The following is a 16270-nucleotide window of genomic DNA, read 5'->3' on the forward strand; positions in this document are numbered from 1 at the left end:
CGACGCTTATAATAATTATTATCGTTTACATTCGTCATTTAATTATTCATCAGAGAAATCAACTATGCCGACCAAGCGTCTTCCATCATTCGCGGCCAAGCAGGGCCGCCTCCCCGTCAGCGCGTTAGCGATCACCGTCGCCGCGGCGCTGGGCACGCTGGCGATGCCGGCCTTTTCCGCCGACGCCAAGTCGTCCGCCAAGGAAGACACGATTACCGTTGTGGGCGGCAGCAATACCGCCCAGCAGGAAAGCGCCTGGGGGCCGGTCGGCACCTATGTCGCCAAACGCAGCGCCACCGGCACCAAAACCGATACGCCGATCGAAAAGAACCCGCAGTCCGTTTCCGTGGTGACGCGTGAAGAGATGGACATGCGCCAGCCGGATACGGTGAAGGGCGCGCTGGCCTATGCGCCGGGCGTATTCGCCAGCCGCGGCAGCTCCACGACCTATGACGCGGTGGCAATCCGCGGCTTCCCGGCTACCAACACCACCCAGTATCTGGATGGCCTGCGGTTGCTGGGCGACAACTACAGCGAAGCGTCCATCGATCCTTATTTCCTCGAACGTGCCGAGCTGCTGCGGGGCCCGGTCTCGGTGCTGTACGGTAAAAGCAACCCGGGCGGTTTGGTCTCGATGGTCAGCAAGCGGCCAACCACCGAGCCGCTGCGCGAAATCCAGTTCAAAATGGGTACCGATAACCTGTTCCAGACCGGTTTCGATTTCAGCGACGCGCTGGACGATCAGGGCATTTATTCCTATCGCCTGACCGGCCTGGCGAAAGACAGCGATACGCAGCAGAACATGAGCAAAGAGAAGCGCTATGCGATCGCGCCGTCCTTTAGCTGGCGCCCGGATGACAAAACCAACTTCACGCTGCTGGCCAACATTCAAAACGATCCCTATACCGGTTATTACGGCTGGTTGCCGAAGCAGGGCACGCTGATCCCGTTGCCGGACGGCAGCAAACTGCCGACCGATTTCAACGAAGGCGAAGCCAGCAACTATATGGCGCGCAAGCAGCGGATGATCGGGTACAGCTTCGAACACGCCTTCAACGATACCTGGGCGGTGCGCCAGAACCTGCGTTATATGCAGGTGGACACCGATATGAAGAGCATTTACGGGTTCGGCTTGTCATCACCGACGACGATCAATCGCGCTTACGTTCAGTCGAAAGAACACCTGAACAATTTTGCGGTTGATACTCAGGCGCAGGCGAAGGTGAAAACCGGCGATATCGACCATACGCTGTTGTTTGGCGTAGATTATTCGCGTATGCGCAACGATATCAATTCCGGCTATGGTTCCGCAGACGGCCTGAGCATGACCCAGCCGCAGTATGGCAATGATGTGGTCAATATCAACTTCCCATACAAGTACTTGAACCGTCAGGAGCAAACCGGCCTGTATGTGCAGGAGCAAGGGGAGTGGAACCAGTGGCTGTTGACGCTGGGCGGGCGCTATGACTGGGCGAAAACGTCGGCCAATAACCGCGTTCTCGGGTACACCAACGAACGCTCCGATGGGCAGTTTACCTGGCGCGGCGGATTGAATTACCTGTTCGACAACGGCGTGACGCCGTATTTCAGCTACAGCGAGTCGTTTGAACCGACCCTCGATACGTCAATCAATGGCCAGACCTTTAAGCCCTCGATCGGCAAGCAGTATGAAGCCGGTGTGAAATACGTGCCGAAGGATCGCCCAATCGTGCTGACCGGCGCGCTGTACCAGCTGACCAAGAACAACAACCTGACGCCGGATCCGGATAACGCGCAGTTCAGCGTGCAGAGCGGCGAGATCCGTTCGCGCGGTGTGGAGCTGGAAGCCAAGGCGGCATTGAATGCCAACGTCAACCTGATCGCCTCCTATACCTATACCGATGCGAAGTATACCAAGGACAATACCTATCAGGGCAAACCGACCGTCGAGGTGCCGAAACATATGGCGTCGCTGTGGGCGGATTATACCTTCCACGAAACGGCGGTGAGCGGCCTGACGCTGGGTTCCGGCGTGCGTTACGTCGGTTCCAGCTCGAGCTTCAACAGCGATAACTCCACCTTCAAGGTGCCGGACTACACGCTGGTGGACGCGACCATTAAATACGATCTGGCGCGCTTTGGCCTGCCGGGCTCGTCCGTGGGCGTCAACATCAATAACCTGTTCGACAAGACCTACGTGTCGAGCTGCTACCGCGACTACGCCTGCTACTGGGGCGCAGAACGCCAGGTGGTCGCCACCGCAACCTTCCGTTTCTAACCGGATAGCCGGGGCGGCGCCGCGTCGCCCCGGACAAAGCAGGATCTATGCAGGACAAACTTCTTAATCCCGGCGCGACCTTCGCGCTGGATAACGCCAGTTTCGCCGTCCCCGGCCGGGTGCTGCTGCAACCGCTGTCGCTCAGTTTTCCCCAGGGCAACGTCTGCGGCCTGATCGGCCATAACGGTTCCGGTAAATCCACCCTGTTGAAACTGCTCGGGCGGTACCATGCGCCCAGCGGCGGCCAGGTACTGCTCAATCGGCAGCCGTTGGCGCAGTGGGACAGCAAATCCTTCGCCCGCCAGGTGGCCTACCTGCCGCAGCAGTTGCCGGCGGCGGAAGGCATGACGGTGCGCGAACTGGTGGCCGTCGGGCGCTATCCGTGGCATGGCGCGCTGGGGCGGTTTGGCGCCAACGATCGCCAATTGGTGGAAGAGGCCATTTCACTGGTGGGGCTGAAGCCGTTCGCCAACCGCCTGGTGGACAGCCTGTCCGGCGGCGAGCGCCAACGCGCCTGGCTGGCGATGATGGTGGCGCAGGACAGCCGCTGCCTGCTGCTCGACGAACCGACCTCGGCGCTGGACATCGCGCATCAGGTTGAGGTGTTGGCGCTGATCCAGCGCTTGAGCCGCGAACGCGATCTCACGGTGATCGCCGTGCTGCACGACATCAACATGGCGGCGCGCTACTGCGACCATTTGGTGGCGCTGCGCGGCGGTGAAATGATCGCCCAGGGCGGCCCGCTGGAACTGATGCAGGGGCCGGTGCTGGAGCAAATTTACGGTATTCCTATGGGCACGTTGCCGCACCCGAGCGGCGGCGCGCCGGTGAGTTTTGTCTACTGATGTCCTCTGCATTCACTTCTTCTCACGATCCGCTGCGCCGCCGTCTGTTGATGGCGCTGGCGCTGTCGCCGCTGTTGGGATCGTGGCCCGGGCGAGCGGCGGATACGCCGCCGGATATCGCGCGCGTTGCGGCGTTGGAATGGCTGCCGATCGAGCTGCTGTTGGCATTGGGCGTAACGCCGCTGGCGGTGGCCGATGTGCATAACTACAACCTGTGGGTGGCGGAGCCGAAACTGCCGGCGACGGTGGTCGACGTCGGCCAGCGCACCGAACCTAACCTCGAACTGCTGCAGCAGCTCCAGCCTTCGCTGGTGTTGCTGTCGCAGGGCTATGGCCCGACGCCGCGCAAAATCCAACCCATCGCGCCAACCATGAGCTTCGGCTTCAACGACGGCAGCGGCAAACCGCTGACCGTCGCCCGTCAGTCGCTGCTGGCGCTGGGCCAGCGGTTGGGCATAGAAAGCCGGGCGGTAAACCACCTGGCGCAGTTCGACAGTTTTATGCAGGATGCGCGTCAGCGCCTGCAAAGCTACACCCGCCAACCGTTGCTGCTGTTTTCACTGATCGACACGCGTCATGCGTTGATCATCGGCCAGAAAAGCCTGTTCCAGGAAGCGATGGACCAACTGGGCATCCGCAATGCCTGGCAGGAGCCAACCGACTTTTGGGGCACGGCGGTGGTGGGGATTGAACGGTTGGCCTCGGTGCGTAACGCCCGGGTCATCTATCTCGATCACGGCAATCAGGCGATGATGGACAAGGTCAGCGCGACGCCGCTGTGGCAGTCATTGCCCTTCGTGCGGCAAAACCAGCTGCGGCAGGTGCCGGCGGTGTGGTTCTATGGCGCCACGCTGTCGACGATGCGGTTTTGCCGCCTGTTGGCGCAGGCTCAGGAGAGTGCGTCATGAATGCGGGCATCCGGAAATTGCCGCTGACGCTGATCCTGCTGTTGCTGGCGGCGGCAGGTGGCCTGACGATATACAACCTGACGCAGCAGCTGCCGCCGGCGCAATGGGCGCGGGCGCTCAGCGCGCCGGACATCGACGACGTGCGGCAAATGCTGTTCCATTACAGCCTGCTGCCGCGGTTGACGGTGTCGCTGTTGGCCGGCGCCGGCCTGGGCTTGGTCGGCGTGCTGTTCCAGCAGGTGTTGCGCAATCCGTTGGCGGAACCGTCGACGCTCGGCGTGGCCGCCGGCGCGCAGCTCGGCCTGACCATCGCCACGCTGTGGGTGCTGCCGGGGGGGGAATTCACCCGCCAGCTGGCCGCTATGGTGGGCGCGATTGTGGTGGGCGGGCTGGTGTTCGGCGTCGCCTGGGGCAAGCGTATGTCGCCGGTCACGCTGATTCTAGCCGGGCTGGTGCTGGGGCTGTACTGCGGCGCGGTCAACAGCCTGTTGGCGCTGTTTCATTACGATCAGCTGCAGGGCATGTTCCTGTGGGGCACCGGCGCGCTGAACCAACAGGATTGGAGCGCCGTACAGTTCCTCCTGCCGCGTTTGCTGGTGGCAGGCCTGCTGGCGGCGCTGTTGCTGCGCCCGCTGACGCTGCTGGGGCTGGACGACGGCGTGGCGCGCAACCTGGGGCTGGGGCTGTCGATGGCGCGCTTCTGCGCCCTGGGGGTGGCCATTATCTTCAGCGCCATGCTGGTGAGTGCGGTGGGCGTTATCGGCTTTATCGGCCTGTTTGCGCCGCTGATGGCGAAGATGCTGGGCGCGCGCCGCCTGGCGCACCGCATGATGCTGGCGCCGTTGCTGGGGGCGCTGCTGCTGTGGCTGACCGATCAGGTGATGCTCGGGGTGACGCAGGTGTGGCGCGAGATCCCGACCGGTGCGGCCACCGCACTGTTCGGCGCGCCGCTGCTGTTGTGGCTGCTGCCGCGTTTGCGCAGCGCCGCTACGCCGCCGCCGATGAACCTTGGCGACAAGGTGCCTGCCGAACGCGGGAATCTGCCTGGCTGGGCAGCGCTGGCCGGCGTCGTGCTATTGATCGGCCTGACGCTGGCGCTGATGCTGGGCAAAAACGCCGGCGGCTGGCACTGGAGCCTGGGTGCGGAGCTGGACGCGTTGCTGCCGTGGCGTTGGCCGCGGGCGCTGTCGGCGCTGGCGGCGGGCATGATGCTGGCGGTCGCCGGCACGCTGATCCAGAAGCTGACCGGCAACCCGATGGCCAGCCCGGAAGTGTTGGGCATCAGTTCCGGCGCCGCTTTTGGCGTCGTGATGATGCTGTTTATGGTGCCGGGCGACGCCTTCGTTTGGCTGCTGCCCGCCGGCAGTTTGGGGGCGGCCGCGACGCTGCTGATCATCATGATCGCCGCAGGCCGCGGCGGTTTCTCGACTGAGCGCATGTTGCTCGCCGGTATCGCGCTCAGCACCGCCTTTACCACCGTCATCTTCCTGCTGTTGGCCAGCGGCGATCCGCGTATGGGGGGCTTGCTGACCTGGCTCTCCGGTTCAACCTATTCGGTTGAGCCGGCGCAGGCGCTGCGCACCGCGCTGGTGGCCGCCGGCCTGATGGTATTGGCGCCGCTGTGCCGTCGCTGGCTGACCATTCTGCCGCTCGGCGGCGCCACCGCCCGCTCGGTGGGGATTGCGCTGACGCCGGCGCGGTTGACCATTCTGTTGCTGGCCGCCACGCTGACCGCCATGGCGACCCTGACCGTGGGGCCGCTGAGCTTTGTCGGGCTGATGGCGCCGCATATGGCGCGCATGTTGGGCTTCCGCCGCGCGCTGCCGCAGATGGTGATCGCCGCGCTGTTGGGCGGTTTGCTGATGGTATTTGCCGACTGGTGCGGGCGGATGCTGCTGTTTCCGTATCAGATCCCCGCCGGGTTACTGGCGACCTTTATCGGCGCGCCGTACTTCGTTTATCTGTTGCGTAAGCAGACGTCGTAAGCTTCATCCCTACTTTGCTTTCTCCGCCATCAAGGGCCCAGCGTTGCTGGGCCTTTTTTCAACGCCTTGCAAGGCGTTGCGTGTCGCTGCGCAAGAAAGACATTTAACGTGAAAAGGAACGCGGGAAGAGAGGGGGAGGTGAATATACTGCGTGCGGGTGCTCTGGATCTTTGTCTCTGGAGCCTGCGTGAAAGATACAAAGAGAAAAGCCCCGAGTCGATATCCATCAACCCGAGGCCTACTCTAACGCGTGACAACGTTAAGTTAGCCTCTTACCCGCCGCGAGGCAAGGAGAAGAAGGCATGATGCCGAACAAACGGAGCCTGTTAAAATTGGTGGTTATTTGTGCCACGGTAATATCACTGGCATGGATAACCCGCAGCACGCTGTGTGAACTGCGTATCCGATCGGGCACTACGGAGGTTGCGGCCATTTTGGCTTACGAATCCGAACGGTAAGACAACCCGGCGGCGGGGGCTTTGCCTCCGCCGGCCGGCAGTTGATGCGTTGATCCATGAGCACCCATCTGCTCAAAAAAAACGGCGAGCCCAGGCTCGCCGTTTTCATGTTGATGTCGGGGCTTATTTCAGGCCGGCGGCATCGCGCAGCAGTGCGGCTTTGTCGGTCGCTTCCCATGGGAAGTGTTCGCGGCCGAAGTGGCCGTAGGCGGCGGTTTCGCGGTAGATCGGCTGCAGCAGATCCATCATCTGGATCAGGCCGTATGGGCGCAGATCGAAGAATTCGCGCACCAGCAGCGTCAGCTGTTCGGTTGGCACTTTCTCGGTACCGAAGGTTTCCACCATGATGGAGGTCGGTTCCGCTACGCCGATAGCGTAAGACACCTGAATCTCGCAGCGATCGGCCAGGCCGGCGGCAACGATGTTTTTCGCCACATAGCGCGCCGCGTAAGCCGCGGAACGGTCAACCTTGGACGGATCCTTACCGGAGAAGGCGCCGCCGCCGTGGCGCGCCATGCCGCCGTAGGTGTCGACGATGATCTTACGGCCGGTCAGGCCGCAGTCGCCCATCGGGCCGCCGATAACGAAACGGCCGGTCGGGTTGATGTGGTATTTGGTGCCCGCCGTCAGCCATTCCGCCGGCAGTACCGGCTTGATGATCTCTTCCATCACCGCTTCTTGCAGATCTTTCAGCGAGATGTCTTCAGAGTGCTGGGTGGACAGCACCACGGCGTCGATGCCGACGATTTTGCCGTCGTCGTACTGGAAGGTCACCTGGCTCTTCGCATCCGGGCGCAGCCACGGCAGGGTGCCGTTTTTACGCACTTCGGACTGGCGCTGCACCAGACGGTGCGCGTAGGTGACAGGTGCAGGCATCAGCACGTCGGTTTCGTTGGTGGCGTAGCCAAACATCAAGCCCTGATCGCCGGCGCCCTGTTCGAGAGGATCGGTACGATCAACGCCCTGATTGATATCCGGGGATTGCTTGCCGATAGCGCTCAATACTGCACAGGAGTTGGCGTCAAAGCCCATGTCCGAATGAACGTAGCCGATCTCGCGCACGGTCTTGCGGGTAATCTCTTCGATATCGACCCAGGCGCTGGTGGTGATTTCACCGCCGACCAAGACCATGCCGGTTTTCACGTAGGTTTCGCAGGCGACGCGCGCCTTCGGATCTTGTTCCAGGATGGCGTCGAGGACGGCATCGGAGATCTGATCGGCGATTTTATCGGGATGTCCTTCGGAGACGGATTCGGACGTGAAGAGGTGTTTAGCCATTGTGTTCTTTACCTTGCATAAGACGGGTTAGAAATTACTGCACAGCGCTGGAGATCCGGCATCGAAGCGAAGGGTCTTCCGCTGATGGCGCGAGATGCATCCTGCAACGCCCCTCAGGCAAAGCCGTTAAGCAGTTTATCAGTTAACCAGTATAGATGGATTAACATCTGGACGTCTATTTTAGGTCAGGGTTTAGCCAGATTGCCAGTAATTTTTTGCGCTTTCGCTCTTTTGCGCAAACGGGTTGGCGCCATTTTCATCGCTTGAAACAGTTTTCGGCGAATTTTCATTTTGCTTTTTCACCTGCTTACCGGTATAAACTGCGCGCGCGGTTCATTTGCTGCACAGTACGGCGGTCTGGCGTGGTGGAAGGTGCGATTAACTTCCGCTTTGCATTCGCCGGCGTTGCGCTATTATCCGTCGCGGGCGTTCGCCGTAAGCGCCGCCGCTTCATCGAACGGTCACGTTCTTACACTATTTTAGAGGCTGGGTCGTTCACTCCGAACGGCGCGCGTGGAGGTGGTTGGATTAATGATCCGTTGTCTACCGGTTGTTGGTTCTCAACAGCAGTGCCGTTCTGGCGCACATTCTTCTGCTATTTCCCGTCTTGTCTCTCTGTCACTTACCAGGTGCGATAAACACTTGGCCGCTACTCAGGATTCTCGGGCCGGCTAACGGTCGTCTGAAGAACTGAACAAGGGTAGCCTGCAGCCTTCCTGTGGGATGTTTCTTGGCCCGATTCACGAGGTTTGAACAGGGTGTCTTACAATTATATGAGTGATAAACCGATCGCTGACCGCGAACGGCAGTTCTCTTCGCTGCCGCCGGCGCGGCTTGTTGGGTTGTTCTCGCGGGTTGTAGCTGCGATAGTGGCTGACGGTTTCGTCAGTAGGGAATGTGAGGCGAACCATGTCTGATGATCTGTTGATTCACCGTCCGCCGGTTGCGGGCGAGTCTTTATCTTTGCGCTCCATGCAGGAGGTTGCCATGAATGATCGTAATGCCAGCAAGATGCTGCGTACTTATAACGTCGCCTACTGGGGCAACAATTACTATGACGTCAACGAGCTGGGCCATATCAGCGTGTGCCCGGATCCGGATGTCCCGCAGGCGCGCGTCGATCTGGCAGAACTGGTGAAAACGCGCCAGAAAGACGGCCAACGTCTGCCGGCGCTGTTCTGCTTCCCGCAGATCCTTCAGCATCGCCTGCGTTCGATCAACGCCGCGTTCAAACGCGCGCGTGAATCCTTCGGCTACCAGGGCGGTTATTTCCTGGTGTATCCGATCAAGGTGAATCAACACCGCCGCGTGATTGAATCGCTGGTGAATTCCGGCGAACCGCTGGGGCTGGAAGCCGGCTCCAAGGCAGAGCTGATGGCGGTGCTGGCGCATGCCGGCATGACCCGCTCGGTGATTGTCTGTAATGGTTATAAAGATCGTGAATACATTCGCCTGGCGTTGATCGGGGAAAAGCTGGGGCACAAGGTGTACCTGGTGATCGAGAAAATGTCCGAGATCAACCTGGTGCTGGAAGAGGCCGAACGGCTGAACGTCATACCACGCCTGGGCGTGCGTGCGCGTCTGGCGTCGCAAGGCTCCGGCAAATGGCAGTCGAGCGGCGGCGAAAAATCCAAATTCGGTCTGGCGGCAGTGCAGGTGCTGAAGCTGGTGGAGACCCTGCGCGAAGCGGGCCGTCTCGACAGCCTGCAGCTGCTGCACTTCCACCTGGGCTCGCAGCTGGCCAACATTCGCGATATCGCCACCGGCGTGCGCGAATCGGCGCGCTTCTACGTTGAGCTGCACAAGCTGGGCGTCAACATTCAGTGCTTCGACGTGGGCGGCGGTTTGGGCGTCGACTACGAAGGCACCCGCTCGCAGTCCGATTGCTCGGTCAACTACGGCCTGAACGAATACGCCAACAACGTGATTTGGGGCATCGGCGACGCCTGTAACGAACACGGCCTGCCGCACCCGACGGTGATCACCGAGTCCGGCCGCGCCGTGACTGCGCACCACACGGTGCTGGTCTCCAACGTGATCGGCGTCGAGCGCAACGAGTTCAGCGAACCGCAGCCGCCGGAAGCCGATGCCCCGCGCGCGCTGGAAAGCATGTGGGAAACCTGGCTGGAAATGAACGAGCCGGAAAACCGCCGCTCGCTGCGCGAATGGTTGCACGACAGCCAGATGGATCTGCACGACGTGCATACCCAATATGCGCACGGCATGCTGGACCTGACCAAGCGCGCCTGGGCCGAGCAGCTGTATCTGAACATCTGCAACAAGATCCAGCAGCAGCTCGATCCGAGCAACCGCGCGCACCGCCCGATCATCGACGAATTGCAAGAGCGCATGGCGGACAAGTTCTACGTCAACTTCTCACTGTTCCAGTCGATGCCGGATGCCTGGGGTATCGATCAACTGTTCCCGGTGCTGCCGCTGGAAGGGCTGGATAAGCCGCCGGAAGGCCGTGCGGTGCTGCTCGATATCACCTGTGACTCCGACGGCACCATCGACCATTACGTCGATGGCGACGGCGTGGCGACCACCATGCCGATGCCGCCGTACGATCCGGAGAACCCGCCGGCGCTGGGCTTCTTCATGGTCGGTGCGTATCAGGAGATCCTCGGCAACATGCACAACCTGTTTGGCGACACCGCCTCGGTTGACGTGTACGTGTTCCCGGACGGCAGCGTCGAGACCGAATTGTCCGACGAGGGCGACACCGTGGCGGACATGCTGGAGTACGTGCAGCTGGATCCGAGCGCGCTGCTGTCCAAATTCCGCGATCAGGTCAAAGAAACCGATCTGGACAGCGAGCTGCAGGCGCAGTTCCTGGAAGAGTTTGAAGCCGGCCTGTACGGTTACACGTATCTGGAAGACGAGTAATGAAGTGAAGAAAGGCCGGGCGGCTTAAGGACGCCCGGCCTTTTCTTTTCTGCCGCACGACTAAGTTTTCGATGGCGTACAGGTTGCAGGCAGCCATGCTGCCGTTCGAACGGCGGCGCAGGGCGTACTTAACATTACCGGGACCGGGCTTTTGCCGCCCTGATGCAACGTCCAACTCTGCAGTGGTGAGTTCAACGCGTTACGAAAAGTATGTTTTCTTTCATCCATCTTCTTTATTGAATGCATCCTATATTATAAATCCATTTACTAAATACAAGAAGTTTCTGAAATTAACCTTTTCATTCACTAATTAGATCTTTCAATTATAAAACATAACTATTATTAGTTATTGTTGTTCATTATAAAGGCGATAATTGATCAGTTTCTCTTTCATTTCACCTCTTTTTCTTGATGGGTTTGAATTTTTAATCAAGTATCTATATGGTTTTGTCTTTCTGAGTGTGGTGGGTAATCTCTTTGTTTTATAATGGATTGTATTTTATTTGTGTATTTTATATTCCTGTAAATAGGGCATGGTTCTGATTTTTTAAAAAACAAACCCATTAATTATGAATTATGGTTCTGTTTTTTTGTTCCGTTTCTCTTTGTGGTTGAATTAATAATTTTAAATGACTTATTATCCTTGGTGGGTTTCTGATTACTAATGACCTTCCTTAGGTTTTATAAAGCCGATGCAATGCATGGTGCTCGTATTTTTCGTGCATGCGCACCATATATTTTCATCGGTAATAACGATGCGTAGTAAACGTGGTGTTCACGCCACGGTCAATGTATGTATATCGACATATAACTTAGTAGTTTAAATAATATAAGGGACTTATATGAAAAAGTATCTGGTAGCTTCCGCACTGGCCTGTGCGGCGATCTCTTCCTCGGCATTTGCCGCTGATGGTGTGATTAACTTCACCGGTAAGATTGTCGATAACGCCTGTGTGGTTAACCCGACGCTGAATGTACAGATGGGCGATGTGGCGGCGGCTAAGTTTAAAAATGTGGGTGATGAGTCTGGTACCCAAGACTTTTTACTGGAGCTGAAAGACTGCCCGGCTAACCTGAGCAGTGCCAAAGTGACCCTGGATGGCGCGGCGGACGCCAACAACGCCGAGCTGTTCAAACTGAATGACGCAGGTGCTGCCGGCCTGGCGCTGCGTATTGCAGGGCCAGACAAAAAAGATGTCATCCCTGGCGGCTCGTCGGCAGAAGTAAAACTGGCAGAGGGCGATAACGTGTTGCCTTTCACCGCGGCTTATAAATCAACGGATAAAGTCACCGCCGGTGATGCCAACGCCACTATCCAATTCAGCGTTTCGTATAACTAATTTTCTATCCGGGCGTTAATCTACCGGCGAAATACGCTTTCGCCGGTTATTTTACATGTTTGCGCTAGGCGGAATCGTTATTCCTCAGCGCTGATTAAAAAATAACATCAAGGGAATGGATAAAATGAAGGCCGTCTATTTGGCGCTTTGTGCCGCACTGTTAATCAACAGTTTTCAGGCCGCTGCCGGTGTGGTGATCGGCGGCACCCGGCTGGTGTATCCCGGCGGCAAGAAAGAAGCGACCATCACGGTGAAAAATCCGGACGATATTCCTTATCTGGTGCAATCGTGGGTCAACGCCGATCTGGAAGGCAACGTCAAGGCGCCGTTCCTGGTCACGCCGCCGTTGTTTCGTTTGAATGGCGGCAAAGAGAATACGCTGCGGGTGGTGAAAACCGCCCAGGCGCTGCCGGAAGATCGCGAGTCGGTATTCTGGTTCAGCGTCAAGACCGTGCCGCCGGAGGCGGAAGGCAAGGGCAACCATCTGCAAATCGCGGTGCGCACCCGCATCAAACTGTTCTATCGCCCGGCGTCGCTGGCCGGCTCACCGGAAGAAGCGGCGAGCAAAGTACGCTGGGAGCGCAGCGGCAATACGCTGAAAGCGATCAATGATTCCCCCTACTACCTGAGTTTCTCCACGGTCTCGGTCGCCGGTGAAAAAATCAAGGAGCCGCAGATGGTGGCGCCGTTCGCCACGCTGGCCTATACCCTGCCGCCTTCAGCCACCGGCAAACAGGTGAGCTGGCAGGTGATCAACGACTACGGCGGCCTGAGTGCGCAGCACCAACAAGCGTTGTGATGGCGCGGTTGATAACCAGGGGGGCGGTGTGAACAGGGATGTGGAACATGAACAGCAAAACAGCGCGTCGCCAATCTGGGCGGCGCGGCGAATATCGGCTGACGCCGTTGGCCTGGCAACTTGCCGGCCTGCTGATGTACAGCGGCGTGGCGCAGGCGGAATACCGTTTTAGCTCTGCTTTATTGCAGATAGGCAATACGCCGCAAACCGAAGTGGATCTGGCGTTGTTCTCTGATGAGGATAAGCAGCCGCCGGGAGAGTATCGCGTTGATCTGTTCCTCAACGAGCAGCGGCTGGATACCCGTACGCTGGCCTTTTCTCTGCAGCCGGATGAGCAGGGCAAAGAGCGTCTGGCTCCTTGCCTGAAATGGGAGGACCTGAAGGGCTTTGGCGTGGATCTGGCCGCCTTTCCCGCGCTGCAGCCCTCCGAGGCGTGCATCAATCTGCCGCAGGCCATTCCCGGCGCCAGAACGGAACTGCTGTTCGAGCAACAGCAGTTGAAGCTGAGCATCCCGCAGGCGGCGTTAAAACGCCAGGCGCGCGGCTATGTGCCGCCAGAGCAGTGGGACAGCGGCATTCCGGCGTTGCTGAGCAACTATACCCTGCGTGGGGCGCACGATCGCAGCCGGCAGGGGGGCGGCAATGAAAGCAGCTATTTCGTCAATCTGCGCAATGGCGCTAACTGGGGCGCCTGGCGGTTGCGGCATGACGGCGTGTGGAACCGGAACGGCCAGGGAGAGGCGCACTGGCGCACGTTGAACAGCTATGTACAGCGAGACATCACCCCGCTGAACGGGCTGTTGACGCTGGGCGATGCCACCACGCCGGGCGATATCTTCGATTCGCTGCCGCTGCGCGGCGTACAGCTGGTCTCGGTGGAGGAGATGTACCCGGACAGCCTGCGCGGCTACTCGCCGGTGGTGCGCGGCATCGCCAAAAGCAACGCGGAGGTGATCATTCGCCAAAACGGCGTGGTGGTCGATCAGCGCTATGTGCCGCCAGGCGCCTTTGAAATCAGCGACCTGTATGCGGTTTCCGGCAGCGGCGATCTGGATGTCATCATCAAAGAAAGCGACGGTACGGAACAGCGCCTGCTGGTGCCGTTTGCTTCGCTGCCGGTGCTGCAGCGCGAAGGGCGGCTCAGCTACGGCCTGGCCGCCGGTCATTACCGTGCGCAAGAGGCAAATACTGAAGACGCGAAGTTTATGCAGGGCACGCTGATCTACGGCTTGCCGCTCGGCGCCACGCTGTATGGCGGTGGCCAATGGGCCAATCGTTACCGTTCGCTGGCGCTGGGCGTGGGGCAAAACCTGGGCCGCGCCGGCGCGTTGTCGCTGGATATGACGCAAAGCTGGGCCCGGCGACCGGAAGAGGCCGTTCAGAGGGACGATCGGCAGGGCAAAATGTGGCGTCTGCGCTATGAAAAAAGCTTCCCGCTCACCGGCACCCAGCTGAGCATGGCCGGTTATCGCCATGCCAGTGAGGGCTACACCACGTTGCAACAGGCGATGCAACCCCGCGAACGCACAGGCAACAGCGCTACCCGCAGCCGTAAAGAACTGTCGCTGCAGCAGGGGTTGGGGCCGCTGCCAGGCTCGCTGTTCCTGAGCCTGGCAGAAGATCGGCGCTGGGGAGAACAAGGCAAGCGCCAGTCCGTCAGCCTGGGCTACAACGGCAGCATCAAAGGAGTGAGTTATGGCCTTAACTACAGCCAGAACCAGAGTTATCAGGCTCAGACCGATCGCGTCGTGGCGCTGAATGTCAGCATTCCACTGAACCTGTGGGCACACAACACCTGGGCTGGTTACGGCATCAGCAATAGCAACAACGGCAAAACGTTGCAGACGCTGGGGCTGAATGGCACTGCGCTGGAAGGCGACAACCTGAATTGGGGGCTGACCGGTGGCTACGGCAATCAGGGGGAGGGCGAGAATGGCAATCTGGCGCTGGGCTATCGCGGCAGCAAGGCGTTGCTTGGCGCCGGGCTGAGCCACGATGGGCAGCGCCAGCGGCTGAATTACGACATTCAGGGCGGGGTGTTGCTGCATGTCGGCGGTGTGACGCTGTCGCAACCGCTTAACGATACGGTGGCGCTGGTGCGCGCGCCGGGTGCCGGCGGGGTCAGCGTGGTGAATCAGGTGGGGGTGAAAACCGATAGCCGCGGCTATGCGGTGGTGCCTTATCTCTCTGCCTATCGCCAGAATGCGATCGCGCTGGATCCGACCACCCTGGCGGACAACGTGGAGCTGGGGTTGACCAGCCAGACGGTGATCCCAACCCGTGGCGCGGTGGTGCTGGCGGATTATCAAACCAAGGTAGGCGCACGGATGATGATGACGCTGACGCGCGCCGATGGCCGGCCGGTGCCGTTCGGTGCGATTGCCAGGCTGACGGGCGCAGGCGGTGACGGCAGCATTGTCGGCGACGGCGGGCAGCTGTTCCTGGCCGGCATGCCGGCCAACGGCATGCTGCACGTGCAGTGGGGCAAACAACCGGACCAGCAATGCCAGGTCGTCTACAGCCTGCCGGAAACGGCCGGCCCGGAGATCCCAGAGATAGCGGCAGAGTGTCGTTAAGGAGCAAAGGATGAAAGCGGGAGTATGGATGCTCGGCCTGTGCGGGCTGTGGGCGGCGGGCGGCGCCTGGGGAGCGGAATGTCCGCCGGCCGGCAACCCGGAACGGCTGCTGTTCGACATTCCGGCGCAGACGTTGCAACGCGATCTGCCGGTCGGCAGCGTGGTGTGGCAGGGCACGCGCCAGGTGCAGCAAGCCGCGTCGCTGGCGCCCTGTGCGGGAGCGGAAGACGCACGTCTCAACCTGTTGGGCAGCGATAGCGGGTTGAAAAGCGGCAACAGCGCGGTCTACGGCACCACGATCAGCGGGCTGGGCTATGCGCTGGATACCGACGCCGCCTTCAGCGAGGGTTGGCCGGCGAGCGGCGCCCTTGCCGCCGGAAAACGGCAAATCAGCCTGCGGCTGGTGGTGACCGGGCCGCTGGCCTCCGGCGTGTTGGCGACGGAAACCCTGGCCCGCCGCACGCTCAACGGCCAGCCGGTGCTGGATATCGCCTTGCAAAAGCCGGTTGCCATCACCCGCCTGGCCTGTGAGCTGCAGGGCGGCCGCCACCGCACGGTGGCGTTGGGCGAGGTGGCGCGCAGCGATTTTCGCGGCGTGGGCAGCACGCGCGGCGAACAGCCGTTCTTGCTGGATCTGGCCTGCGATGCCGGCGCCCGGGTCAATATTCAGTTCGATGGCATCGCTGCAGAGGATGACCTGCCCGGCGTGTTGGCGCTGGTTAACCCCGATGCGCAGGCCAGCGCGCGCGGCGTCGGGGTGCAGTTGCTCTACCGCGGCGCGCCGCTGACGCTGGGCGAACGGCTGCCGCTGGAAACGGCCCCGCAAGGCCTGCGCAGTTACCCGTTCAGCGCCCGTTATTACCAAACGCAACCGCAGATCGCCGCCGGCGAGGCCAACGCGGTAGCAACCTTTAGCCTCACCTATCAATAAGGACGAA

11 protein-coding genes are annotated in these 16270 nt (G+C 60.1%); 10 read left to right on the plus strand and 1 reads right to left on the minus strand.

Annotated elements, in window-relative coordinates:
• Positions 1-64 precede the first annotated feature (64 nt).
• From fhuA to ACMGGK_RS03110, 5 genes are all read left to right on the plus strand, one after another.
• Positions 65-2257, plus strand: a complete 2193-nt coding sequence (gene fhuA / locus ACMGGK_RS03090; protein ID WP_420276683.1) for a ferrichrome porin FhuA — start codon at positions 65-67, stop codon at positions 2255-2257.
• A gap of 47 nt (positions 2258-2304) precedes the next feature.
• Positions 2305-3102 carry a Fe3+-hydroxamate ABC transporter ATP-binding protein FhuC gene (fhuC, locus tag ACMGGK_RS03095; RefSeq protein ID WP_420276684.1) on the plus strand — a complete coding sequence of 266 codons (798 nt, stop codon included), beginning with the start codon at positions 2305-2307 and terminating at the stop codon, positions 3100-3102.
• Positions 3102-4010 carry a Fe(3+)-hydroxamate ABC transporter substrate-binding protein FhuD gene (gene fhuD, locus ACMGGK_RS03100; protein ID WP_016930053.1) on the plus strand — a complete coding sequence of 303 codons (909 nt, stop codon included), beginning with the start codon at positions 3102-3104 and terminating at the stop codon, positions 4008-4010. Before fhuC ends, fhuD begins: the two co-directional genes overlap by 1 nt.
• A complete protein-coding gene (fhuB, locus tag ACMGGK_RS03105; RefSeq protein ID WP_016930052.1) occupies positions 4007-5995 on the plus strand; it encodes a Fe(3+)-hydroxamate ABC transporter permease FhuB in 1989 nt (662 codons plus the stop codon). The genes fhuD and fhuB overlap by 4 nt, the downstream gene beginning before the upstream one ends.
• Positions 5996-6300: 305 nt before the next feature.
• A complete protein-coding gene (locus ACMGGK_RS03110) occupies positions 6301-6453 on the plus strand; it encodes a Hok/Gef family protein (RefSeq protein WP_004937610.1) in 153 nt (50 codons plus the stop codon).
• Positions 6454-6576: 123 nt separating this feature from the next.
• Here ACMGGK_RS03110 and metK read toward each other — a convergent pair whose 3' ends face one another.
• The gene (metK, locus tag ACMGGK_RS03115) at positions 6577-7731 is read right to left on the minus strand and encodes a methionine adenosyltransferase (protein WP_016926681.1); all 1155 of its coding nucleotides are present in this window, start codon (positions 7729-7731) and stop codon (positions 6577-6579) included.
• A gap of 909 nt (positions 7732-8640) precedes the next feature.
• On the opposite strand from metK, the gene speA reads away from it, so the two are divergent.
• The 5 genes from speA (at position 8641) to ACMGGK_RS03140 (ending at position 16263) form a co-directional block, all read left to right on the plus strand.
• A complete protein-coding gene (gene speA, locus ACMGGK_RS03120) occupies positions 8641-10617 on the plus strand; it encodes a biosynthetic arginine decarboxylase (RefSeq protein WP_028127388.1) in 1977 nt (658 codons plus the stop codon).
• Between the two features lie 842 nt (positions 10618-11459).
• Positions 11460-11957 carry a fimbrial protein gene (locus ACMGGK_RS03125; protein ID WP_164123081.1) on the plus strand — a complete coding sequence of 166 codons (498 nt, stop codon included), beginning with the start codon at positions 11460-11462 and terminating at the stop codon, positions 11955-11957.
• 124 nt (positions 11958-12081) lie between these two features.
• Positions 12082-12756: a molecular chaperone gene (locus ACMGGK_RS03130; protein WP_085337134.1), complete on the plus strand. Its 675-nt coding sequence runs from the start codon at positions 12082-12084 to the stop codon at positions 12754-12756.
• 47 nt (positions 12757-12803) lie between these two features.
• Positions 12804-15332 (plus strand): fimbria/pilus outer membrane usher protein, encoded by a 2529-nt coding sequence (locus tag ACMGGK_RS03135; RefSeq protein WP_350024335.1) that lies wholly within the window; start codon positions 12804-12806, stop codon positions 15330-15332.
• 10 nt (positions 15333-15342) lie between these two features.
• Positions 15343-16263 carry a fimbrial protein gene (locus ACMGGK_RS03140; RefSeq protein ID WP_420276685.1) on the plus strand — a complete coding sequence of 307 codons (921 nt, stop codon included), beginning with the start codon at positions 15343-15345 and terminating at the stop codon, positions 16261-16263.
• The last annotated feature ends 7 nt before the right edge of the window (positions 16264-16270 follow it).

Origin of the sequence: Serratia sp. BNK-33-b (assembly GCF_048684565.1) — a bacterium.
GTDB classification, from domain to species: Bacteria; Pseudomonadota; Gammaproteobacteria; order Enterobacterales; family Enterobacteriaceae; genus Serratia; species Serratia marcescens.